The organism is Paenibacillus sp. V4I5, from assembly GCF_030817255.1.
Classification (GTDB): domain Bacteria; phylum Bacillota; class Bacilli; order Paenibacillales; family NBRC-103111; genus Paenibacillus_E.
The window spans coordinates 3,221,536-3,246,322 of the sequence record NZ_JAUSZB010000002.1; the positions used below are offsets into that span (position 1 = coordinate 3,221,536).

General features: G+C 45.1%; 17 protein-coding genes, 1 pseudogene, 1 riboswitch and 1 other annotated feature. Of the genes and pseudogenes, 6 read left to right on the plus strand and 12 right to left on the minus strand.

Going from position 1 to position 24,787, the window contains the following annotated elements; genetic code table 11:
* Nucleotides 1–54: 54 nt before the first annotated feature.
* Nucleotides 55–996 (minus strand): putative sporulation protein YtxC, encoded by a 942-nt coding sequence (gene ytxC, locus QFZ78_RS16605; protein ID WP_307549179.1) that lies wholly within the window; start codon nucleotides 994–996, stop codon nucleotides 55–57.
* 318 nt (nucleotides 997–1,314) lie between these two features.
* Here ytxC and QFZ78_RS16610 point away from each other — a divergent pair, with 318 nt between their 5' ends.
* A complete protein-coding gene (locus QFZ78_RS16610) occupies nucleotides 1,315–1,626 on the plus strand; it encodes a GGDEF domain-containing protein (protein WP_307555722.1) in 312 nt (103 codons plus the stop codon).
* An 87-nt stretch (nucleotides 1,627–1,713) separates the two neighbouring features.
* Here QFZ78_RS16610 and mqnC read toward each other — a convergent pair whose 3' ends face one another.
* The 4 genes from mqnC to metA all read right to left on the minus strand — a co-directional run bounded on the left by mqnC (nucleotide 1,714) and on the right by metA (nucleotide 6,304).
* A complete protein-coding gene (gene mqnC / locus QFZ78_RS16615; protein WP_307549181.1) occupies nucleotides 1,714–2,850 on the minus strand; it encodes a cyclic dehypoxanthinyl futalosine synthase in 1,137 nt (378 codons plus the stop codon).
* Between the two features lie 136 nt (nucleotides 2,851–2,986).
* Nucleotides 2,987–4,159 (minus strand): trans-sulfuration enzyme family protein, encoded by a 1,173-nt coding sequence (locus QFZ78_RS16620; protein ID WP_171691880.1) that lies wholly within the window; start codon nucleotides 4,157–4,159, stop codon nucleotides 2,987–2,989.
* On the minus strand, nucleotides 4,156–5,325 hold the full coding sequence (locus QFZ78_RS16625; protein WP_307555724.1) for an aminotransferase class I/II-fold pyridoxal phosphate-dependent enzyme: 1,170 nt from the start codon (nucleotides 5,323–5,325) through the stop codon (nucleotides 4,156–4,158). The genes QFZ78_RS16620 and QFZ78_RS16625 overlap by 4 nt, the downstream gene beginning before the upstream one ends.
* A gap of 34 nt (nucleotides 5,326–5,359) precedes the next feature.
* Nucleotides 5,360–6,304, minus strand: coding sequence for a homoserine O-acetyltransferase MetA (metA, locus tag QFZ78_RS16630; protein WP_307549184.1), 945 nt, complete (start codon nucleotides 6,302–6,304; stop codon nucleotides 5,360–5,362).
* A gap of 101 nt (nucleotides 6,305–6,405) precedes the next feature.
* Nucleotides 6,406–6,533: riboswitch (SAM riboswitch) on the minus strand.
* Between the two features lie 245 nt (nucleotides 6,534–6,778).
* Between metA and QFZ78_RS16635 the strand changes: the two genes are divergently transcribed.
* Nucleotides 6,779–7,006 carry a hypothetical protein gene (locus tag QFZ78_RS16635; RefSeq protein ID WP_307549186.1) on the plus strand — a complete coding sequence of 76 codons (228 nt, stop codon included), beginning with the start codon at nucleotides 6,779–6,781 and terminating at the stop codon, nucleotides 7,004–7,006.
* A gap of 302 nt (nucleotides 7,007–7,308) precedes the next feature.
* Nucleotides 7,309–8,244: a magnesium/cobalt transporter CorA gene (gene corA / locus QFZ78_RS16640; RefSeq protein WP_307549188.1), complete on the plus strand. Its 936-nt coding sequence runs from the start codon at nucleotides 7,309–7,311 to the stop codon at nucleotides 8,242–8,244.
* A 75-nt stretch (nucleotides 8,245–8,319) separates the two neighbouring features.
* Here the strand turns inward: corA and tyrS are convergent, their stop codons facing one another.
* Together tyrS and QFZ78_RS16650 are read right to left on the minus strand one after the other, a co-directional pair.
* A complete protein-coding gene (gene tyrS / locus QFZ78_RS16645) occupies nucleotides 8,320–9,579 on the minus strand; it encodes a tyrosine--tRNA ligase (RefSeq protein WP_373461038.1) in 1,260 nt (419 codons plus the stop codon).
* 53 nt (nucleotides 9,580–9,632) lie between these two features.
* Nucleotides 9,633–9,901: a binding site (T-box leader), on the minus strand.
* Between the two features lie 56 nt (nucleotides 9,902–9,957).
* The gene (locus tag QFZ78_RS16650) at nucleotides 9,958–10,971 is read right to left on the minus strand and encodes an HRDC domain-containing protein (protein WP_307549190.1); all 1,014 of its coding nucleotides are present in this window, start codon (nucleotides 10,969–10,971) and stop codon (nucleotides 9,958–9,960) included.
* Between the two features lie 200 nt (nucleotides 10,972–11,171).
* Here QFZ78_RS16650 and QFZ78_RS16655 point away from each other — a divergent pair, with 200 nt between their 5' ends.
* On the plus strand, nucleotides 11,172–11,465 hold the full coding sequence (locus QFZ78_RS16655; RefSeq protein WP_171646239.1) for a DUF3055 domain-containing protein: 294 nt from the start codon (nucleotides 11,172–11,174) through the stop codon (nucleotides 11,463–11,465).
* Between the two features lie 56 nt (nucleotides 11,466–11,521).
* Nucleotides 11,522–11,827, plus strand: coding sequence for a hypothetical protein (locus QFZ78_RS16660; protein WP_307549194.1), 306 nt, complete (start codon nucleotides 11,522–11,524; stop codon nucleotides 11,825–11,827).
* 428 nt (nucleotides 11,828–12,255) lie between these two features.
* On the opposite strand, the pseudogene QFZ78_RS16665 reads toward QFZ78_RS16660, so the two are convergent.
* Nucleotides 12,256–14,389, minus strand: a pseudogene (locus tag QFZ78_RS16665) (glycoside hydrolase family 52 protein).
* Between the two features lie 166 nt (nucleotides 14,390–14,555).
* Between QFZ78_RS16665 and QFZ78_RS16670 the strand changes: the two are divergent.
* A complete protein-coding gene (locus QFZ78_RS16670) occupies nucleotides 14,556–15,458 on the plus strand; it encodes a helix-turn-helix transcriptional regulator (protein WP_307549196.1) in 903 nt (300 codons plus the stop codon).
* A 124-nt stretch (nucleotides 15,459–15,582) separates the two neighbouring features.
* Here QFZ78_RS16670 and QFZ78_RS16675 read toward each other — a convergent pair whose 3' ends face one another.
* Genes QFZ78_RS16675 through QFZ78_RS16690 form a run of 4 tightly spaced genes read right to left on the minus strand, consistent with a single transcriptional unit; the run spans nucleotide 15,583 to nucleotide 24,602 of the window.
* On the minus strand, nucleotides 15,583–21,945 hold the full coding sequence (locus QFZ78_RS16675; RefSeq protein WP_307549197.1) for an S-layer homology domain-containing protein: 6,363 nt from the start codon (nucleotides 21,943–21,945) through the stop codon (nucleotides 15,583–15,585).
* Nucleotides 21,946–21,967: 22 nt separating this feature from the next.
* Complete coding sequence (locus QFZ78_RS16680; RefSeq protein ID WP_307549200.1) at nucleotides 21,968–22,942, minus strand: extracellular solute-binding protein; 975 nt, start codon at nucleotides 22,940–22,942, stop codon at nucleotides 21,968–21,970.
* 25 nt (nucleotides 22,943–22,967) lie between these two features.
* Nucleotides 22,968–23,528 carry a type 2 periplasmic-binding domain-containing protein gene (locus QFZ78_RS16685; protein WP_307549202.1) on the minus strand — a complete coding sequence of 187 codons (561 nt, stop codon included), beginning with the start codon at nucleotides 23,526–23,528 and terminating at the stop codon, nucleotides 22,968–22,970.
* A 12-nt stretch (nucleotides 23,529–23,540) separates the two neighbouring features.
* Nucleotides 23,541–24,602 (minus strand): SGNH/GDSL hydrolase family protein, encoded by a 1,062-nt coding sequence (locus QFZ78_RS16690; protein WP_307549204.1) that lies wholly within the window; start codon nucleotides 24,600–24,602, stop codon nucleotides 23,541–23,543.
* Nucleotides 24,603–24,787: the final 185 nt, after the last annotated feature.

Consider the following 24,787-nt stretch of genomic DNA (forward strand, 5'->3'; position numbering starts at 1 on the left):
TGTCTTTGATATTAACGCCTTCGATCACTATTATAATTGCCTCTTCGCTCAAGGTCAAGGGGATAGTTGATCCTGTTTCTTGGCTTCACCCAAGAAGATGTCACAAGTTCGGCAATAGGAGCAGACTGTTGTTCGATCCTCAAATATTTGTCTAATCGTCTTGATGATCGTTAATTCGGGATCTCGCGTATGGATGTAGATATTTGCTGGAGATACCGTAATGAGGGTGCTAACGATCATGTCCTCGAAATTAATATCTTTCTCAAGTACTTCTAGCTTAAAAGTTGTATCAAATTCATTCGCGTCGATGAGTTCAAGTTGATCATTCAGGATGACAAACTCATGCCCGCCTTTATGTATAAGATGAGCAACGGGGATCTTAGCTTCCTGAATATAAACAAAGTACTGCAACAGAGAAATAAATTCCTGATACTGGCGATCCATCATAAATTCATCAATGGCATACTCAGCTATCTCTCGCAGCTCCTCGGTATAATCCTGTAAACGAAATTTAAGAAAACCATCCAAGCTTAGCCGAGGAGTTTCCTCTAGAGATTGCATGAGCTGTTCCGATAACATTTGTTTGCGGCGAAGTCGTGCTGAGCTGCCATTCAAAATTGGCAATTCCTCGATAACCGTCTCCACACACATGGACTGCTTGCAGTACCCTTCTATTGCTTCCAAATCATCAATGGCTTCATATTTAAATTCTTTAACAATCAAATCACGCAAAATAAGCGACTCTTTCTCTGCAATGATATGATCCGCCAAAACGCCAGCTAGTCCTTCCCTTACTTCTTTGTGAATGGAAGATATTTCTCTTTCGTTCATCCTCACTTCTATTCGAATATAAGCATGTGTTTCATGTAGATCAAATGGGGCTGTTACTCCACTTTCAGCGATATGTAAAAGCTGCAGCTCACGTTCTATCTGAGCGCTTAGCGAACGTACATAGGCCTCATCGGCATTCATTACAACAATGGCAAACAGTTCCATAGGCTAACTCCTTTCATCAATACGTCTTCCTCCTAAGAGTATATGGTCGATAGGAATCAGATATACAACGAACAATTTGCCATTTCCATTCCTCATTTTTTGTCAAACCTTTAGTTAATATATGCCAATATCGCAGATAATCGTGTTATGATACCTGTAATAGTGCTTAAGTAGCATATCTTTTGGAGTGGGTACCTATGTAAATTGACGCATTCGATCAGCACAAGCAGGACTGGAATCGGAAGTTACTTAATGCCTACTGGTTGCTTGTTTCTATTCAATTACCATTCGAATTGCTCTATTCTTTGAAGCAGCACACTGAAAACCCGAGTGGGCTTAAACGATTTTGTTGCTAGATATAGCGGAGAAGAGTTTGCTATTATCTTCACGGAGAAAGCTACCGAAGAAATATTTGAAATATTGGAACGAATTCGCTGGCAAATATCTCAATCGAAATATGAGGAATTAAACAAACAATCCGTGACCATTTCCATCGGATTCAGTGAGTATCGCCCGGGGACTAGTAAAGAAACCCTATTCTCAGGCGCAGATCAATCGTTGTATAAAGCCAAAATGACAGGTAAAAACAAAACGGACATTCATACCGCTCCGCTTAAGGAAGCAAAATAAACTGCCCCAAGCAAATGAAAAGAAGCTTCCGTATCCACGGTTAAAGTGGAAAACGGAGGCTTCTCTTTATTAATGAAGGTCATTAAATTAGTTTTGCATCACGAAATCTTTATCAATAACGAGCGACTCATCATCAAACACTCGCAATGTTTGGTATTTTGTATTCCGCTGTGCAGGAATTTTACCTGCTTCACGAATAATTCGCAGCGTAGAGTTTACGTTGACCTTGTGCGTTGTACCCGCCGCGGAGACCACGTTCTCCTCAATCATCGTACTTCCAAAGTCGTTGCAGCCATAGCTGAGCGTTTGCTTGCCTACCTCAGGTCCCATTGTCACCCAAGACGATTGGAAGTTAGGAACGTTATCCAGCATAATTCGGCTAATCGCCAGCGTCTTCAAGTACTCCTCAGGCGTGACTTTCTCTGCCTTCATGTTCGTATTATCTGGTTGGAATGTCCAAGGAATGAAAGCTAGGAAGCCAGGTGTATTGAGCTTCTGGAACAGCACATCATCTTGCGCATCACGAATACGCAGCATATGAAGCGCGCGCTCTTCCATGGATTCGCCAAAACCGATAACCATGGTTCCCGTTGTATGCATACCAATTTTGTGAGCGGTTTGCATAACGTCCATCCAATCGCGCCATGAACCTTTTAGCTTACTAATTTTGCGTCTAGTGCGATCATCCAAAATTTCTGCGCCGCCACCTGGCAAAGAATCGAGTCCTGCTTCGTGCAGTTGACGAACGACTTCCTCTAAAGATAGACCATCTGAAACATCTTTCATTTTCATAATTTCAGCTGGCGAGAAAGAATGCATCGTGATGTCAAAACGTTTCTTAATCTCTCGAAGGATATTCGTGTAATAGCTGAATGGAAGATTCGGATTCGTGCCGCCCTGCATGAGGATTTCGGTCCCATCTACATCCAGAGTCTCTTGGATCTTCTGGAAAATGGTTTCATCCGGCAATACGTAACCTTCTGATGAACCCGGTGGACGGTAAAACGCACAAAATCTGCAATAAACGTCACAAATATTCGTATAGTTAATATTCCGCCCAATGACGAATGTCGTTATTGGATCGGGGTGCCATTTCTTCATAATCTGGTTGGCAGTGTCGCCAATCTTCTCTATTTGATCGGATTCGAACAGCGTAATACATTCCTCTACATCAATTCGTCCGCCTGACTGTGCTTTATATAAAATGCGATCAATCGGTTTCACAGCTACTCACTCCTTTACTTTCTGAAGGCTTGTATCCAAACATCGTATCATATTCATGCCAAAAAAGCAGCAATATGCTGCTTTTACCAAGGCGTATTCCATTTCAAATATGACTAATTTTCGAAATCATGGAAGTCTAACCGCGAAGGGCTTGTTCCAAATCTTCAATAATGTCTTCGATATCTTCAAGACCTACCGAATACCGCACAAGACCGTCCGTAATGCCGCGAAGTAAGCGAACTTCCTTCGGCATCGAGGCATGTGACATCATAGCTGGATAGGACAAGATGCTCTCCACTGCACCCAAGCTTACCGCAACGAGTGGAATACGCACTTTGCTTAATAGCTTTTTCGCTTTCTCGCCGGAACCAACATCGAACGAAACCACTGCTCCATAGCCTAAAGACTGCTTTTCATGAACGTCTCTACGAGGATGGTTCGGAAGTCCTGGGTAGTACACAACATCAATATCAGGCTGCTCTGAAAGCCAATTTGCCAGTCTACGGGCACTAGTTTCGGACATTTCCATACGAGCTCGCAAGGTTTTCATCCCACGGATCAACAGCCAAGAATCTTGAATGCCTAGTACATTTCCCATGCCATTCTGGATTTGTTTCATTCTGCGACCTAGACTGTCATTGGCCACTACGGCCAAGCCTGCGAGTACATCACTATGTCCGCCGAGGAACTTCGTTGCACTATGCAGCACAATATCAATGCCCAGCTCGATTGGACGCTGATGGTAAGGTGTCATGAACGTATTATCCAGCATCGTAAGCAAATCGTGCTCTTTAGCAAAAGCAGCAACTTCGGCGATGTCTGTAATTCGGAGTGTCGGATTCGATGGTGTCTCGATGAATACCGCTCTAGTGTTAGAACGCAGTGCTGCACGTACTTGGGCGATATCGGTCATATCAACGAATGTCGACTCAACGCCCATACGATTCATAATCGTTGTCAGCAGGCGATATGTACCACCATAAACATCTTCCGTACAAATAACATGATCACCCTGCGACAAAAGCATGAAGGCTGATGAAATAGCCGCCATACCCGAAGCGAAAGCAAATCCGCGAGTACCGCCTTCAAGTAATGCAATGTAGTCTTCCAAAGCTTGACGGGTTGGATTGCCCGAACGTGTATAGTCATACTCTGGTGAGACTTCTAAGTCGGCTTGATGAAAGGTTGAAGCTTGGTACAAAGGCACACTGGATGCTCCTGTCGCTTCATCGATCTCTCCACCGAAATGAATGAGCTTCGTTGCAAATTTGCCATGCGGTTTACGTTTATCATCTTGTGGATGGTTCATGATAACGAATCTCCTTCCAATTCGGCTTGCGCCTTGCTGAGAGCATTGGAAAGATCCGCAATCAGATCATCAATATGCTCGATGCCAACAGAGAAGCGTAAAAGACGGTCATCTACACCGATTTGCTGACGAATTTCAAGTGGAATATCCGCATGTGTTTGTACAGCTGGATAGGTCATAAGTGATTCGACACCGCCTAAGCTTTCCGCGAAAGCAATGAGCTGGATGTGACGAAGGATCGGTTCAACCAGTCTTGCATCCTTTACTTTAAAGGAGAAAATACCCGTGTTTCCACTGGACTGCTTATTCTGAATCGCATAACCAGGGTGTGTTTCCAACGCAGGGTAGTAAACTTCATCGATCAGCGGGTGTTCCAATAAGAATTGCGCGATCGCCGTTGCATTCTGTTCATGACGCTCCATGCGAAGCGCAAGCGTCTTCATTCCCCTCATAAGGAGCCAGCTGTCTTGCGGTCCAAGCACAGCACCAATGGAGTTGTGCAGGAAAGCCATCTGCTCCGAGAGCTCTTTGCCCTTGGTCACGATGAGACCAGCCAGTACGTCATTATGACCGCCGAGGTACTTGGTCGCGCTATGAATGACGATATCAGCACCAAGCTCAATTGGACGTTGAAGATACGGCGTTAACAAGGTGTTATCGACAATCGATACGATGCCCTTCTTGCGAGCCCATGTGCACACAAGCTCAAGGTCTGTAATCATCATCAGCGGATTCGTCGGTGTCTCAATGACAAGCCCTTTGGTATTCGGCTGGTACGCCGCTTCCAACCCATCTAAATCATTCGTGTCAACATACGTAGCGGACACACCGAAGCGCGACATGATTTTCTCAAGCAGCCGGTACGTTCCGCCATATAAATCCAAGGAAACAATCAGATGATCTCCTTGGCTGAAATAAGCAAAAATGGTTTGCAGCGCAGCCATTCCTGAGGAACAAGCAAAGCCCGCATCTCCAGACTCCAGCTGAGCAATAGCATCCTCGAGCACCTTGCGTGTCGGGCTTTTCGTACGTGCATAGTCGAATCCTGTACTTTGCCCAAGCTTTGGATGACGGAACGCAGTAGCTTGGTAGACTGGGAAGCTGATAGCTCCAGTAACGGGTTCTTGAATAGAGCCAATTTGGGCGAGACGACTTTCGATTTTCAACAAAGGGAGTTCCTCCTCAGGATATGGGTTCGAATTACAATTGTGAGCTTGCCAAGCTTTCGTTGATGTTAGCGTTCAGTTCAAATGGTGTTTCTTGATATACATAATAATTCAACCAATTGGAGAAAAGAAGATTCGCATGCGCTCTCCAAGTATTATAAGGCAGTCTGCTCGGATCATTATTCGGGTAATAATTTTTGGGGATCTCGATTGAAAGCCCTTTACTCACATCCCGATCGTACTCCCATTTCAATGAACAAGCATCATATTCCGAATGCCCTGTTACGAAAATATGCTTCCCATCACGCGTTGCGGCAATATAAACACCTGACTCTTCAGATTCTGATAAAATCTCCAAATCCGGACATTGTTCAATGTCTTCACGACGAATGTCGGTATGACGCGATTGCGGTACATGAAAGACTTCATCAAAGCCGCGCAGCAGCTTCGTATTCGGCACCTGAACAGTATGAGGAAATACACCGAACATCTTGTTCTCGAGCGCAAACTTTCGCACACCGAAATGATGATACAAGCCCGCTTGAGCTGCCCAACAAATATGCAAGGTAGAAGTGACGTTGTGCTTACTCCAATTCAGGATTTGCGTCAATTCCTCCCAGTAATTCACATCTTCGAATTCCATCTGTTCGACAGGAGCACCCGTGATAATCATGCCATCCAGCTTTTCATCTTTAATATCGTCAAATGTTTTATAAAACATTTCCAAGTGCTCGACGGACGTGTTCTTAGAAGTATGAGTTTTGGGATGCAGAAGCACGAATTCCACCTGCAATGGCGTATTCCCGATTAAGCGCAGCAGCTGCGTCTCCGTCGTTTCTTTGGTTGGCATCAGATTCAATAAAGCAATTCGAAGTGGACGTATATCCTGGTGATACGCGACAGATTCGTCCATGGTGAAGATGTTCTCTTGGTTTAAAATTTCTTTGGCAGGCAGGTTGTCAGGAATCTTGATCGGCATCCTGTTCACTCCTCTTCATAAGTTTTATTTGGAAAATAAATGCAAAAATGACCTTCTCTGGAATCAGAGAAAGGCCATAGAAAATCAAAGTCAATGTCCTTCTCTTATCTCCCAGATTCGCTTTAACAGCGTTTCCGCAAGAATTAGCACCGTGCATCCCTTTGCTTGCAAAGGTTTGTCGGTTGCCGGGTGTCATAGGGCTAGTCCCTCCACCTACTCTTGATAAGAAAATGTAACGTATGCGATTAAAATTATCATACTATAAATTCAACCAAAGTCAAGGCATGAAACACTTGTCAAGAGAAATTAGGGCAAAGAAATTACATCGGTTTGTCCCCTTACGATTCAATTAATACAAAATGTATCGAATAAATATGTTTAAGCCATCTTAAAAACGGGTTATATGTTAGTAAAACAACGAAATATATAACAACACCCTATTTATCAATCATATTTCATGAAAAGAGGTCATTTATGTCAACCCAAACGATTGATAGCTTCTCCGCTTTTGCTTCGCTAAATCGGTTTTTCGCCCTGATTGAAACCACAAAACCAACGATTCAACAAGTAGAGGATGCTGCGGCCCTGTTATGCCGTATCTACGGTGCTAACAGTGAAGAAGAATTGCTGCAGCGCGGTGACCCTGAATTAATTGAGATTTACAAAGAAATTAAAAATAAAATTTTAAAAGCCGCCATGTAAATCATGGTGGCTATTTTTTTGACACCTACTGAGCATTATTTCCATACTTTATCTAAACAACAATCTACCCGTTTCAGCAAACTTTTATGGCTTGAAACGTGATATATGAAGGGTTATACTAGACAAGTATTCGACACGGATGAAAAAGGAGGGTATACGTTTGGACGGAGAACCGAGGAGTAGAACCTGCAAGGATCTTAAACAATTTAATAGCGTAGGGATGCAGTCGGTTATTCCTTCATCCGGAGCCTTGCTCTAAATGATGAACTAACCGACTGATTCCATTCAAAGGGGTGGATCAGATGAAAACACGGTGGGTTCAGAATGGCATTTTTACGTTGGTTGATGACGTGTCTGTCGCCCTAACACCTCCAGAAAGAGGCTTTTATTGGATTGATGCAGGGGTAGAGGACTTAGAGATCCTTCAACCTTTGTTCCATCTTCATGATTTGGCCGTGGAGGATTGCTTAAGCGAAGAGGAACAACGTCCAAAAATTGAATTCTACGATTCCCATTATTTTATCGTTATTAATAGTATTCGATTTGATGATGAAGAAATTTTTCTTCGCGCACTTAATCTATTTCTAAGCAAACATGTCATTATCACCGTTACTAGACAAAAAATTAATGAACTTCGAGCTTTGAAACCTTTTCTCTGGGAAGAGGAAGTAAACAGCGCCGATCGTTTCCTATATCATCTGGTCGATCTTGTCGTCGATAATTATGTGGCGGTCGGTGACCGTATCGAGGCCAAGATTGAAAAGCTGGAAGAAGACATCCTGGTGGCAACGAAGAAGTCGCATTTGAATGAAATTATCGGTCTTCGTTCCGAGATTCTATGGCTCAAAAAGGTGCTAGTTCCTCAGCGTGATGTAATTGGAACACTTGGCAAGAAAGAGCTTAGACTGATTGACCATCAGCTGCAAAAATATTTCGGAGACATTTATGAAAATGCCGTAAAGATCGTGGATACGTTTGATACGCTTCGCGATCTCATGGGCAACTTACGAGAAGCCTATCAGTCTAGCGTCGCTAACCGTGCGAATGAGATCATGCGCGTCTTCACGGCAACCTCGACGATATTCATGCCCTTGACGTTCATTACCGGTGTTTTCGGGATGAACTTTGATAATGTTCTCGGCATGCAAATCGCACACGGTGATTCGATCGTGCTGGTCTTTATGGCGGCATTAGGCATTGGCATGTATGTGCTATTTCGTAAGAAAGAATGGCTGTAGATACCTTATGAACGCAGAAAGAGTGAGGGCTTCTTGAAGCAGTACGCTGCTATCAAGGAGCCCTTTTTGTCCTGTTTAAATCAGCTTAATTTTAACGAATTTCCGTTTTCCCACCTGAATAATATCCCCATCCTTTGGGGTTATTTGTTCATGAATATGCGAGATTTTCTGTTCATTGATTTTCACTGCCCCTTGTTCCACACTTCGTCTTGCTTCCCCGTTGGAAGCTTGCAGTTCTAGTAAAACGAGAAGCTTAATGATGGAGATTTGACCATCTTCCAGTTGGCTGATGCTTAGAGTCATTTCTTCGATGTCTTCGGGCAAAGCTCGCTTTTGGAACACGGTTATAAAATGCTGTTCTGCTTCTTCTGCCGCCTGCACACCATGATACATTTGCACATATTCCTTGGCCAGAGTCATCTTGGCATCTCTTGGATGGATGGCACCTGCTTCTAGCCCTTGTTTTAGATCAATCAGCGATTCATTTGAGATGGTCGTTGTTAACTCGTAGTATTTGGTCATGAGCGAATCCGGAATCGACATCGTCTTGCCGAAAATTTCGCTAGGAAGCTCATCGATGCCAATGTAATTTCGCAAGCTTTTGCTCATTTTTTGAACACCATCCAATCCTTCGAGCAGCGGCATCAGAATCGCTACCTGACTATCTTTCATCTCATAAGCACTTTGGAGCGTTCGGCCCATCAAAATATTGAAGGTTTGATCCGTTCCGCCCAGCTCAATGTCACTTTCAAGAGAAACTGAGTCATAGCCCTGCATTAAAGGGTAGAAAAACTCATGAACATGAATCGGCTGGTTAGCCGCGTATCTTTTTGCAAAATCATCCCGCTCTAGCATGCGTGCAACCGTTACTTTACCTGCTAGCTTCAGCACATCATCGAATTTAAGCGCTCCAAGCCAAGATGAGTTGTAGTAAAAGGTCGTCTTGGTCAAATCCAATATTTTGGATAATTGCGTCTGATACGTTTGCGCATTGTGCTTAACATCTTCCTCTGACAGCTGCTTGCGTGTCTCTGACTTTCCGGTCGGATCCCCGATACGTCCTGTGAAATCTCCGATAATGAGTTGAACCTCATGTCCTAAATCTTGAAATTGACGCAGCTTCTGCAAAACAACGGTGTGACCAATATGAATATCCGGTGCAGATGGATCTAAGCCAAGCTTCACTTTTAACGGCTTTCCTATAACCACTGCGTGCATGATCTTTTGCTTGAGAGCTTCCTCGGGCACAATTTCGGCAGCACCTCGTTTAATGATAAACAGTTGGCGTTCCACTTCCTGCTGCTGTTCTTCAGTAAGCTGATCCCATATCAACATCGTATTAATCCTCCTCATCATGATAAATACAAAAAAGACAACCTGCACGTCCACAAAGGGACGAGAAGGTTGTCTCGCGGTACCACCCTAATTAAAGAGAAGGGTTCGCGGTCTCAATCGCAAAATTCTCTTTCACTTAGATACATAACGACAAATGAATGCCGGGTAAAAGCTACTGATGCCCTGACGAGCATGTTCCCTTAACCAACTCAGAACTGTAATTCGGAGCCATACTTGCATCGGTTTGCACCCTACACCGACTCTCTGCAGCAGCGGCATTACTCCTACTTCGGGCATAGCCCATGTTCGTCATCGCTTTAATTGATATTTAGATTATTGACCATTTAATCATATAATCCTAATCAATGTCAATACTAGCTAGCTTGCAGCTTGAGAAGCAAACCTTTCCTTCTCCCTGCGGAAGCGCAAACGAAGCAAGCGCAGCCACTCATAGGCACGGTCAAGTTCTTTGCCTTTGAGCTCCTCCGTGCCGATAATGCGTTGCAGCACCGGCTTCAAGTAGCGGTCACCTTCCGATTCAAAGGCGTTCCAGGCTTTGATTTGCTCTTCTTCCGGGATCGAAGCAAGCTCTGCTTCCACAAGCGGATCCATATCATATCCCTCTCGCTCCAAATCCTCTACCCAAAGCAGCAGTTCCCTGCGCGGCATGGTTAGCACTGCTTGCAAATCCGCCAAGCTTCCTCCGCCAGCAACAATCTCAAGAAGCTTGCGCTTGCTAACTTCACGGTCAAGCTCTGTACGCAGCTTTTGCTCCTTCTGTGCGTGGAGCCAAGCCTCAAACTTTACTGTATCTACGCTTTTAGCTACCCAATCTAAAGGAAAGCCATTCGAACGTGTATACTCAGCGGTGAGATTGAGCACATCTGCCGCGTACATGGTCGTCTTCTGCTCACCGAAGCCAGGAATTTGCTGCAGCTCTTCCTTGCTCTGGGGTAGAAAGACGGAGATCATGCGAAGCACACGGTTCGTGGCGAGAATATACGGTGCTTTCCCCTCACGAGCAGCTTGTTCACGCCTCCATGCGCGGAGCGTTTCGTACACTTCCTCACTTGGATTTTCTTCGCAGTAGTAAGTCAGCATCTGAGTCATTCTGGCTTTGCCTGACAGTCCCTGCGCTGATTCCAAATCCGTACTAACAAGCGGACGGTAACCGGTACGTACTTTATCCCGCAGTCCCTGACGGAAAGCACTCAGCATCTCATCCCAGCTTACCCCTTGATACCACTGATCTTGCTGAATTTTTCCAGCGCTATCAGGCTCATTCCAATAGACATTCCAAATGCCTTGTTCTTCCCCAATCGACACTTGGGCCGATGTAACGCGATGATCCCCCGCTTCTTTCTCCAAAGTGTTCAGAAATACAATGTTCATACCTTCTCCTCCAAACGATAACTAAAAATGGTTCAGAAAAACGAAAAAGCACCTCTTCAGCTTGTTAGCTGAAAAGGTGCTTCCCTTTTTCTAATATCCAAATCATACCATGTTTGTCAGATGGGCGCAAGATATGTTTTGTTGACGAGCATTTTTCGGTTATAATGAGTTGCATACTAGAAAGAGAATGGAGGGCCCTCATGTCTGATTATGACTTTTTATACGACCATCAGGAAGAAACAACAACGCGTTTCGTTTGTTTCGTTGGCAACGCACTGCACCGATTTGATCTCGCAATTATGACTACATCCCGTTATTTCGGCAAAAAGCTTGTTATTGATTTGCAATCCGGACGCAGCGCTGTTATTGGTCCAGATGATCTGGCTGAAGAAGGATATTTGGAACATGTGTATAAACTGAATGAGGAACAAGCACTAGAACTTAATGAATTCTTGTCGCAAATTATAGGTTCCATTCATTTTACGGATATTTAAGCTGTCTGCGGGGGACACTGGAAAAAGCATAGCAACCTGATAAGGAGGCTTTATCCATGAGTGATAAGTTCCCTAACGACAAGTACAGTCACACTAAAGGCTTTATTCCTGAGTACCGTGACGCTTTCACCGATTTGGAGACAGTCGAGTCCCAGCGCAATGACTTAATTCCCGAAGAATTTCCCGAGGGTCCATATGGCACAAGCCTAAACACAGAATCACTCGGAAAAAGTAAACCCTGGCGAGAAGATCAACGTCCGCCTAACCAATTTTCTTACGAGAATCGGGAGCTGCATGAAGGTATTAAGCGGGACTACCCAGGTGAAGACGATTATCGGAACGAACCGACGAATCAAGAATAAATCGTATAAAATTGAGCGAGCCAAACGTTTGATATTACAAACGTTTGGCTCGCTTATTGTTTTTGTAGATGTGAATAGAACCCATCAAGTTGCAAAACGTACAACAATTTTCTTCACGTTCGTGTTTAAAGCGATCCAGAGTTGTAGAAAGTGCAACAGATTTGCTTAAATGGGGCTTATTTCACTCGATTTAATGGAAATTGTTGTATGGCGTACAACATCTTTCACCTTCTATCCTTCTGAAGGGGGTTATTGTTGTATTTACTACAACAATCATACCTATTTACTTATAAGAAGGGAAGTTTTGATCCAAATGGAGATTCTTATTCTTATAGACTCCTAAACTCCTAGTGACCAAGAGGTTTAATCTCTTGATCTTGGGTTCTTCTGTTCTTCTGTTCCTGCACTTCCTTCTTCTTCCCAGTTTTCTAGACTGTGTGATAATTATCCTCTAGCAGCCAGAGGATATTAGTTACACCGCGTGGGTAATATTTACTTCCTTGAATTTCCCCGGATATGATTTGATCACTCCAGCTCCAAAACGACAACTGCGGATGCGTGAGCCAGGTGACATGCGCAGCATCAGCTGCAGTTCCTTGCGCTTCCCAGGGAAGCCCCAGAATTTGCCGTGCTACAAATTGACACAAATATATTTTACTCAGCCATGAGTTGTTGCTTGTGGATGAAAGTTTCCAACCGCCATCAGGGAACAAGCACACATCAGCTACGAGCACCGTTGTGAGATGCTTCTTCAGCGCTTGAATGTAAAAGCCATAGCGGCCATTTTCATCGAGTGCTTCTTTACAGCCAGTAAAGTAAGGGAAGACAAGACCTTCAATAGCCGGGATGATGCGAGAATCATTACCTTCACCAACAACAGCCGGAATGTACCCATCCTCGGTCACATAACCAACAAGCGTGGTTGCGCACTTCAGCGCTTGGTCTCCGGCAATTCGCGCGATTTTATCACGGCCATAACGGTTGAAAATACGCTCCATAGCCAAGTAAGACGCCCAACACTTACCAGCCAAATAAATGTTGTTACGAGCTTGCCCCAAGGATACGTCCAAACTATCATACGTGGTAATCTCCGCTCCCCCCATCGTACGCGTGCTATCCAGCGCCATGATGCCGTTACGCAGACTAGGATCAGGGTTATCCCTATTCAACATGCTTTGCAGGCATTGTTCGAGAATAGCTATATTTTGCTCCAACCATAGTTGGTCACCGGTCTGTTCTGCATAAGTAGCTGCGCATAAAACCCAATTCACAAGCTGTTCATGGGTCATATGTGAGAAACAGCCTTGCAGTCCGTACAGCTCATACGAAGAATAATTGGGTCTTGAGAGGGTATTGGCAACACCCATATCATGTGTAAAACTAAGGCCACCCGGATATTCTGTAGAATCTCCAGGGAATCGTACTCTATCTTCATAGCTGTAGCGCTTAACGAACATATCCAGTTCATTTTTTACAGTCCACGGATTCAATTCAAGCTCATAAAACAATTGGTCAACGGTGAGATCAAAGGTGTTCATCATGCGATATTCCCCTTCGTTCACGACCCAGAACGGCTCACCGTCCATATCCAGCAGCTGCGTGCTGCCATAATAGCTGCGAATCGCATGCGATAGCATGAACTTCTGGTCATTTGAAAGTTTTGGATGCCCCGATGCGATCATTACTTTGATCCGCTCGTGCAGCTAGCTCATCGAAGTGATCTAATGCATAGCGTCCTACCGCTTCAATGTCCTTAAATAAACGTGCATACATATACGAAGCATCATGACCGGCTGTCACAATGCCAGAACGGTGGAAACATATCGCGAAGCGATAAGTCCGTTTCTCGCCAGCAGCTGTGTCGGCAAAAAGTGCGCCTACGGCCCCCAGACCGAAAGTCAAATTTTCGATGGGATATACAGTCAAAATGTCCTCGATACTAAAATGCAGTGCCGAGCGCACATCAGGATCCTTAGAAACGATTGCGGTAATCCGACCTTGCCCAATGCCAGCCACCTGATCCATCGTATCGTCTAGTCGGCGCATCGAGCTGTATGGATCTGTCCCTTGATAACCAAAGAACATTCTTCTGGAAGAGGTTCCTTTCGTATTGTCCACAGTAATCTCAGCCAGCACAGCCGGAACTAAGGCAAGACGTAGCTCCTCTTCGGAACTAGCAGTAGGATCCGGTATAGATTGTGCTTGAGAGTATAGTCGAAAAGCCAGATCTCCCGCTGACCACGTATCTGTCCCCACTTCAAATTGTCTGGTGATCCCACTTTGTGCGAAAGGAAATACAATTTTAGGCTTATTCGGATTCGGGTCGGGATTCTCAATGTCATAACGTTGACTTTCAGTTTCGCCATCCGCACTATATTCAAAAAAAGGTAGAGCCTCGTAAGTACCTCCCTGATTGGTTTCCAAACCTATATAGATGTTTTGTTCAGGCGGACGGCCTTGTTCGAGGTCGAAGCCCCCTTTTTTCCCTGGGAATCCAAGTGTGAAACTTGCGAACGCTCCCATAGGTGAATGATGGGCATTAAAAAATAGATTTTTCGGCATAAATGACGCTCCCTTCAAACTTCATATGCCCTAATCATACATTCAGTTAAATCTTTATCCCATGGGCAAAACTTTCTTTCATTTGTGCAAAAAACACCTCATTCCAAGGCATCATATGGTACAATAAAGAGCAATTCGCTGTTACCATGAAGGAGAGAATTTCCAGATGCAGCCATTCCGTTCAGCATTGCCTTCTGGGCATGAACATAGCATTAGCGGCAGTATGCTTCCCGATTTGCAAGTTTCGTTTCGCGTTTTTGCTGCACATCGCAGAAAAGTGAATGCTCATTGGTCTTTCCCTGAACATAAGCATAGCCAATATGAAATTAATGTTGTACTCGAAGGCAGTCAGCATATGCGTGTAGAAGGTAAAGACTATCAACAGACTGAAGGGGAACTGTTATGGCTGACGCCCAACCAACGCCATAGCAGCTTAGGTGCACTGGATGGAGCTACGATGGAATATGTATGCATCCATTTCGAAGTGGACGACCCTTGGTTGCGCCAGCGGTTAAACCAGCTAACCCTTGTGCGATATCCAGTCGGCAGTACACTAGAGCAAGCACTTCGCCCTGTCATACAGGATGTTGGGTTAGCTGCCAAGGAGAGTGAAGGAACACAACTGAAGTTGTTGACCTTGCAGGCTTCTTTCCGTTTGTTTGGCGTTTTGATTGAGCTTCTGCTTCAAGAAGAGCAGCACATCTCCTCTCTTACTGCAACCACAGAGCTGGCTAAACAAATTGCGGCCTATATTGAACGTGAGTGTGCGCAATCAGATGAGGACAATAAGGAAGTTCAGGAACCGCTCCGGATTGAGCGGCTCGCTGAACAATTGGGTTACAGCTCCACTTACTGTAATCGCGTATTTCACAAAGCATACGGCATCTCTCCGCGTCAGTATGTCAGTATGATCAAACTTCGAAAGGCGAAACTGCTGCTCATGGATCCTACACTCACCATCGAGCAAATATCCGAACAGCTCGGATATAGAGACTTATCCCAGTTTAGCAAACAATTCAAACGGTGGACGAATATGTCTCCCACTGCTTATCGGCAGCTCTCCTATTAGTGCAGGCTCTAGAGAGCCAAAAAAGCCGACCTCCGTATAACAGGATGTCGGCTTTACCGTTTATTTATCTAGCATTTGCCAACTCTCATTCAAATCCGCACCAATACCGTCAACCACAACCTCCCTACCGTGTAAAAGAAAGTACAGGAAGCATTCTGGATAACATAACCGCACTTTGTGCACGGGTCGAAACGTCCGAAGGAGCAAAGCTGCCGTTCGAAACGCCTTCCATCAGCTTCATTCCAGTCAATCGGTTTACTGCCTCTTGCGCCCAGTCCGCAATTATGTCTTGATCCATAAATATGGGCTGTTGGTTGGCTGGCTCTTGATCTTTGCTGCCTGCGAATTGTATGGCTCGATAGATCATAAGCGCCATCTCCTGCCGACTAATGGTTCCATCAGGACGGAATGCGTTATTTTCATAACCGCTCACAATTCCCGATCCTACAGCCGCTGCAAGGGAATCACGATACCAAGCATCGCTCGGGACATCTTCAAAGCTGATCTTGCCTGATAATCCTGCGGTTTTCTCCAAACCTAGAAAACGGGTAAGGAGCACAGCGAATTCAGCACGTGTAACAGGTACATCCGGATGAAATTCCTCCGAAGACACTCCTTGAACAATTCGTCTATTGGCCATTTTCTCAATGTCATCCTTGGCCCAATGCCTCTGGGTATCCTTGAATGAAAGATGATTTTTAAGCAGCAAGTAAGTACTGTTCGTTCTACTGTAAATAATCACTTCATTGCCCTTTACAGAAAAGGGAACCGGTTCGTAACTAACACTTCCACTGCTATCAGTAGAAACGCGGACGGCAGCCAGATTCCCTTCCATGACTGGGATCTCCGTTTTGATTGCCCTAGCTACATAATGGGTAAATGAATCAATATCCATCATTTTCCCATCCGCCATATACACTTGTATTGTAAAATCGATGGCAGCAAGCACCTTAAATCCAGATGATTCAGCATGCTGCTTAGCGCTATCATTCCGACTAATAATGATCTCAAGCTGCATGTTCTCCAGATAGACGTTCAATTGTGCAGCCCACTGGATGATGTCAATTTGCTGAATCGGCAGCAGATACGTCCCTAGCTTGGTATCAACCGAAATCGTCTGAATCGATTTAGCGTCAATCATTTTTTGAAGCGCTTTACTGCTCAGCTTTACATTTACCTGTTCGGCGTCTCCGCTTTCTACCGAGATGGCAAGCAAACTTGAGTCTGTGTTTTGCAATGCCTTGTCAATCTGTTTTTCATTTACAAATGTAAACGCTACCTGCTTGTCACCCACCGTTTTGATTTCCGTAACGCCTATATCAGCATTGCTTTCTTGTGTTCCCGTACTGAGCGTAAGATCGCTCAGGTCAGTATTGGAGGAAGGTTCATCTCCAATTGGCGGATCCACTTCCTCCACGGTTGTCACACCCGGAGCCTTCAAGTAGTTCGTACCGCTGTTTTCCAGTATATTTCCTCTGAGCACAATATTAGTCCCCGCTTGAAGATGAATGCCATTTGCGTTCCCAGTAATCGTATTATTCAAAATCTGCACGTTCAGCGGATCGCCTTCACCGATATAGTTCGCTTTTTCATCCCCTTTGTCATGCTCTAAGAGGATAGCCCAATAATTGGTCGCCGTATTATTGCGAATTATGTTATTTCTAATCATCGTTCCTGGCCCGTTCAATACATTAATACCAGAAGCCCCATCTATATTCGTCGTGTTTTCAATGATATTGTTCGCAATGATCGTATCCGGTGTACCCATCGTAACCACAATACCTTCTCGAGAGTTTCGGATGATATTATCATGGATATGGTTTTTGGGACCGGACTTACTATGATTACTTGGCGCTGTACCCCCTGTATTACCAAGACCAACAGCTCCACCCGTGATAATATCGGTAATCAAATTTCCGTATATATCATTTAAATATTCCAGTTCTCCATGAAGATCAATCGCATCCAGCTTGGTCCTAGTAAACTGATTGTTGCGTATGGTGTTGTTATGCGCGACAAATTGAACGAGCGCTCCATGTCTTAAGTAAGGCCCCTCAAAAGACGAATTTTCCACCAAGTTCCATTTTGTATCATTGTCATACCCTAGCCGATTTACCTTCGCCATACCTTGGATTGCGACTCCATACCCTGACCCGCCTGGCCCTACATCAGTGGCATTGCGGAAGGTGCTGTTTCTTACAACGACATCATGACTGTTATCAATGCGAATTCCCATACGAGTAAATTTTTCAACCGTTACGTGATCTATGGTGATGTTGTAGGAAGGATATTCGCCATAGTTCGAAATAGCGATCATGCTGTCCGGTCCGCCATTTGCCGGATTATTTACCGTATGATCTGTTGTATAAGCGCCCGCCCAAGTGGAGGTTAGTGTCAGATTGGAAATAACCAGCTCATGCTGATTGGCTGCTTTTAATACCGTGCTGTTTTTAACTTTGTTAAGAGCCGTTTTCAACACTGCACCGGATTCACTTTCACCACGGAGGTTGACCCCCGTTTTCAATAATAGATTTGTAGTTCCGTCAGGAGCTGTATTCAAATTGTACGTTCCATTCGGCAGATAGACTTCGTCACCTTCAACAGCTGCGTTGATAGCCGCCTGAATGGCAGAACGGTCGTCAGCAGCGTTGTCTGCAGGATCCGCACCATAATCCAGCACATTTATAACCCTGCCTGATGTTACATGGGGCATATGAATAGGATGGTTCGTGCCATCCGCATTTGTCATCCCCGGCTCGGTAAAGGGCACAGCCCCCGGTGGAGGTCCGGGTACCACATAAGGAATATGGGCAACCGGCGTATCCCCGTTAGCGAATGGAGGATACACATGAACGTCCGTTATGCTTGTGAATGTGCTGCCATCCGAATTGCCATGGCCTGAAATTCGCACGTATCTGGCATCCGTATCAGGAATATCAAAGGCTTGCATAGTCGTAGTAGTGCCCTTACTGGAGCCGCTGAATCGCTGTGTCCAAGTTGTTCCGTCTTCAGAGGTCTCGATTTCGAAATTCGTTGATCGCACATCCCCCTTATAAAATCCAATACCAACATATCCGACGCGTTTGATGTCGTCCAAGTCGTACATAATCCATTGCCCATCACCCGATGAAGACCAGCGTGTGTACGAATTGCTGTCTATCGTGTTAATCTCGATGTTTCCATCGCTGCCGCTCGCGGTTACACCGATAACCGTTAGGGGTGTCAGCGGTGCCGAAAGCGTTGTTCTGCTAAAAGTCAGCGGAGACGTACTGATATTCCCTGCTGCGTCTACTGCTTCAACTTTGAACGTATACACTGCTCCTGGACTCAACCCAACAGCGTTATAAGAAGTGCTTCCATTTACCGCTGCCAGCAACGTATTATTTTGGTAAATCCGATATTCAATAACTTTCGTATTATCTACTGCAGCAGGCCAATACAAGTTGATGAAATCAGTCCCAAGGTTAGACACTGCTAAATGACTGGCGCTCAGCCATGAGGGCGGTGTGTTATCGTTCGAGATATCGACGACCTCCTTAACAACTAATCGAGGTCTTGGATTACTCGTGCCGTTAGCTTCCTTCGAATAGAGGTTTAAGGAAATACCCGTGTTTTCCGCATCTCCCACTACAAAGGCAACCTTGCCTTGGGTCAAATGGCTTCTGACATAATCGGATACATCCACACTGTACAATTCCGGGCTGGATCCTTTATCGGTCGACACCGTGAATTTGCCAATAAAAGCGGCATCAGCCAGATTATTGACCGGCGAGTTGCCCCATGTTAGACCTGTTTCCATCCATTCCGTATTCTCGATCCCATAAAGTGAAAGCTCCACATTGGTGTTGGAGCTGCCTCTTTTCCCGGCGACTTGAAATATATATTTGTAATCAGGATCGCTCAAGCCGGACAAATCATATTTAAAATAAACGTATTTTTTATTTGTGCTTCCTGAGGAAACACTGAATAGTCCGGCGCTTGTGCCCGTGGCTGAATTAAAATTCATACCTGCTTTGCTGCTGTCAATGAGTGCATCATCCGTTGGTAGTGGACTGCCTATTTCATTTTCAACCACCGTTCCAGGTCCAGAAGGTCGCTGTGGTACCACTGTTATTTCACTATCCGCATATACCTGCTGATTGACGGAGGTTGTCACGTTTGCCCGTATTTTCGTTGTACCCGGACCTACAGCTGACACCAATGCGCTTGTCAATCCTGACGAGGATACGGTTGCAACACTACTGTCATACGTTATCCATGTCACCGTTTGTGTTACGGCATCATTAGGCGTAAGCGATACAGTCAATTCCTTTGACCCGTTAACCTCCATTGTGAAAATGGAAGGATCCAAAACAGCTGAAACATTTGGTCCAGTCGGAGCAGGAGGATTAGGATCTGTTGGATTGCTGGGTGTATGGCCGTCTTTATATAAGATATGTTCTGTCACGGTCCTGTTCTTAACATGCTGATCCATAAATGCCCATGCCTCCGCATTGGCTGTTTCTGACGCTGTTCCTGTAAATCCGTGGCCTTGCCCAGGAACAACTTTGAAGTCAACAACAGGAACACCCGCTGCTGTTAGTTGATTAGCAAACGTAACACTGTCCGTATAGGGAATCGTAGAATCCGCGTCCCCATGCCGGATCCAGAATGGCGGATCATCCGGAGATGCATACGTACCGGGCATCGCAAGTCTCGCTTGATCTGGCACAGTGAAGGCTTTGTTCCCGCCTAGAAGCGCCGTTACTGAGCTATAGTTATTCGCAAAAGCAGTCGTGAAATCAGCAGGCCCAAACCAGTCAGCCACTGCCTGCACTTTATCTGAATATTCCTGCCAGCCTCCTGAGCCTTCCAAATCTGGCACATGTACCGTATTTCCATTATCGAGAACCACCTGATCACTCGTTAAGAGATCCCCCGAAGTTCCGAGCAGCGACGCAAGATGGCCGCCCGCCGATGAACCCCAAACACCGATACGGTCAGGATCAATATGATATTGAGAAGCATTTGCCCGCAAATAGCGAATGGCCAGCTTCACATCCTGGATCTGAGCCGGGAATTGCGCTTCAGGCGTAAGGCGGTAGTCAAGCGAAACGCCGATATATCCTCGCTTGGTCACATATCCGCATATGTTAGCTAACGCTTGTTTCCTGTCCCCGTGATTCCAGCCTCCGCCATGGATATAAACAACGACTGGCAATGGAGCAGCAGGCAGTGTATCTGGCACGGCAATCGAGGTATACAAGGGGCGGCTGCCGGCTGTTCCTATTTCAACATCTTCATACAAAGTTACACCTTTTGGTACAGGGAAAGGTACCGGGTCCGTGGATGGCGGAGGTGTGGGCACCGGTGTTACAGCAGGCGGGATTCCTGGAATAGCTTGCCCTTTAATTGACACACTGTCCATGTACATATTCGCCTGCATGGGATCCCCCACTCTGAATCTTATCTTCAGATTAGCGTTGTTGTTGGCAGCCCCCCCTAATACCCACGTTTTCAGTTTGTTGGATTCGCTGTTCTTTTGCTCAGAAGTGCCTGGGGCCAGCTTGAATTCTTCTAAAGTAGACCAACTGCTCCCTCCGTTCCCCGACCACTCCACGATCATACTTCCGCTAATATAAGATGACGCCCTTGTAAAGTAACTCAGCTTGATGTTTCCGTAACCAGTCGTATTGAGCGGTAAGGCTAGCGCATCATTAGCATCAATTTTGACAAAATTGGGCAGCGATGGAGCGCTCGTTGAAGTTGACGTTTTGGCGACGCTCCCCCCAGCACCTTCCTGTACCCATGGTGACGGTATGGTTACACTCCCGGCTGAACCGTAATTGTCAGGATCATCGAAATTGTCGGAGAAGAATTCGATCTCCGGTCCTTCAGGCTGTGGGGTTGAGGGCTCATCCGGTGCAGAAATGGCTGTGCCTCTAACTACCACATCATCAATATAGATGTTGCCTGTTAGCGTTGAGTCCACGCTGAATCTCACTCTGACATCCGGAAGATTATCAATAGGTGTGTACGTTGCTGCCGTAATGGTATACGTTCTTTGTTCAAAGGAGCCTTGCGCACTATTAATGGGATCCAAAGCAAACCAAGTGGAACCTCCGTTTGCGGAATACTCCACCTTTACGCTACCTGCTGTGACACTTGATTTGTACCAATAACTCAACTGAATATGTTGATATCCAACCGTACTTAGATGTAGGCTTAGCGAATCGGTCGCATCTATTTTTATGCCATAGGTACCCGTATGCATGCCGCTGGTTGTCGTCTTCACCAGACTTCCATTCAGACCGTCTTGCGTCCATAGCGATGGCGATGTTGTCGGGACTGCAACGCCATTACCATATTCAAAACTATCATAAAAGAGCTGTGTGTCTGTCGCCTCAGCCGAAAGCGTTTCCATTTCAACCATTGGTGAAATAACGCTCAGCAGCAGCATGATGCATACAACTATCCGTATCTCAATACTTCGCAGTAAGTACTTCATTTTATCTCCTCGCTTTACCTTGTTACTTATTCTTCGTTCTCGATAAGTTAACGCCATCATTTTTGTTAAATCTCTCCGTAGCTTCTTTGATGACATCATTGCCGCCTTTTTGCTTCCACTCTTCTAAAACTTTCGGATAGTCCGAGATCGGTTCCTTTCCATAAACCATTTTCAAAACATGAGTAAGAATAACAGGTGGAAGCTTATCTCCCGTTGGCGCGATATCAGGATTTTTCAAATATCCCTTCAGCTGCGGATCGAACTGGATACCGTCACGTCCTTCTTTGGCCAATACCGTATCATACAGCTTCATCAAACCTTGCCCCTCAGGCGTAAGACTCAAAGTTCCTTTGTTATAAGTTGTATCTTGAACTAACCAGAGTAAAACTTGTCTATAAGTCTCCTCATCAACATCCTTTGCGTTCGTTGGCGCTTTATAAGTAAGTTTTCCATTCTCTTCCGTGTAATTCTCCCCTTTAATACCAAAGGTAAAAAATTTCTCAGCCTCGTCACTAACCATCCAATCGAAAAATGTAATGATAGCCGCTGGATCCTTTGCACTTTTATTAATCAAATAAGCTCTAGTCACGTTACCGACAAGCCTCAATCCGCCCTTGCCGTCAGGTCCAGTTGGAGATGAAATCAATTTCATCTTCCCGGTTGCCACACTTTCTCTCAACTGCTGATCCCATTGAATCAACAAGTTGGCATTCATGTTCCATATTCCTGCTTTTCCGGCTAAAATATCGTTTTTGAACTTGGTCGGATTGGTGGTTTCAAACTCTTTATTCATCAAGCCTTCATCCACCATCGTTTTATAGGTTTGAATGGCTTTTTGCATATTTTCTACGTTAAAAAACTTAGGAACGATTTGATCGCCCTGCTTCATAAAGAAGTTACCGAAAACATCATAAGCCCCGAAGAAAGCATCCGCGTACACGAAATCTTCTCGTCCCATATAGGGATTCTCAACACCAAGTTTCTTGAACGCACGCATAACGTTGAGATAATCTTCAACTGTTTTAGGCTCGGGCAGGCCCGTTTTTTTCTAATAAATCTGTACGGATCCAGGTCGCTCTTCTGGACGGATTCGATAACCACTCTGGTATAGCATATATATTCCCTTTGGCGTCCGTTTCTTTCTCCCATGCTTCTTTCGGTATTTTTTTCAAAAGGTTCTTGCCGTGCTTTTCCAATAAATCGTTTAAAGGCAGAAATACACCAGCCTGCACCGACCCCGCCAATTGCGGATTCGTCAAGCCCGAGCTCGCCTGAACAACATCGGGAATATCATGGATGGCGAACATCTGAATCATCTTCTGATCGAATTCTTTGTGTGACATTAAGCGGATGTCCAAATCCGTATTCGTTAGCTCCTCCAGCCTTTTTACCCATTTCTCTTCGTTAATGTTCGGATGATTTTCCGCGTACGAAATATTTCCGGACCGGAAGGATATCGAAAAGGCCGCCTTCCCACCCTCAGGCTTGCCTGCTGTTTCCTGCTTCCCTGCCTGCGAGCATCCTGCTGCGGTTGCTGCAAGCAAAGATGCACTAATTATGGATAAAAGCCATTTCTTTCTCATATCAATCTCCTCCTATTTGGAAATAACGCTATGTTTCAATTGCGATTCTCGCAGCTTATTTACAGTTGGAAGCATGAAACCTGCCAACTTTTCCCCCATTCGAATATGGCCATAATCAGAAGGATGAATGAGGTCACTTGTCAACGAAGTAAAGTCATCCATGATCTTGCTCCCGTCCAACAAGTGTAGGAAAGGGTGGCTTCTATTGGCTGTATATTGCGCTAAAATTTCGTTATAGCGTCTTTCAGATTCGCTGTAAGCATGGTTATAATCACTGAAATACGTAGCCCGATTTGGATAAATATAGGTTAGAAATACAGGCTTCTCCGGGTGCCGTTCAATGATGTAGTCCAGCAAATAGGAGGAGCGTCGTTCAAATTCCTCCGTAGAAACTACCGCTCGCATGTTGACACCGATCTCAAGATAGATCATATCCCAGTCATTGCGCTCCGCAATATGATCTGACAGTTCCTTTTCACAAAAGCAGGATCCGCTAAGACCCAAGTTAAGCGCATCAATTTCTAGACGTCGGGCCGCTTGCTGCACATAACCGTTGTAATGGCTTAAGGCCCCTGCCCCTTGCGTTATCGATGAGCCGTAAGCTAGAAGTGTCAACTGAGGCATCTCATGCTTATGAGGAGGCCTCACTTCAAACCCGAACGCATCGATATCATAGAATACTGCGCTAAACCGTTCGAAGAAAATACGCCAAACATTAGAAGAGAACGCCCTATTGTTCAGTTTCTCCGGGATCACTTGAGCAAACCTTTCAGGCTCTTCCAACTGGATGGTTGTTGCAACCCCCGCCTCTAACTGATGAGAAGAATGGAAGAAGTCGCCTTTGAACACCAGCACTGAACCGTTCATATCCTGCGAAGCCAGCACCACTTGGACATACTTTGCTTCTGTAACAAATCGAAGCTCGCAGCCGTTCGACTGCACCGCCTTCGTTCTGCCCTTCTCCGTTAAACTGTGACGAACCTGCTTCGGAAACCGGTGTAACCGAAGTCCTGGCAGGTATGGCAGCTGTTCAAGTTCCGTGACATTGTGAAAATAAACACCATTATGCTGCATGTTAGTTACCCCACCAATCATTCCACATTATTTCTGACTCGTATCTAACTCGTATATTTATGATATCATCAATGTAAGCGCAGCCAATGTGGTTTTCTTTAGTTCGACTTGTGATTTTATGGGGTAGAAACAAAAAAGTACAGGCTCTTTTGGAAGAGCCTGCACCTGTGTTTACCTATGAAAAA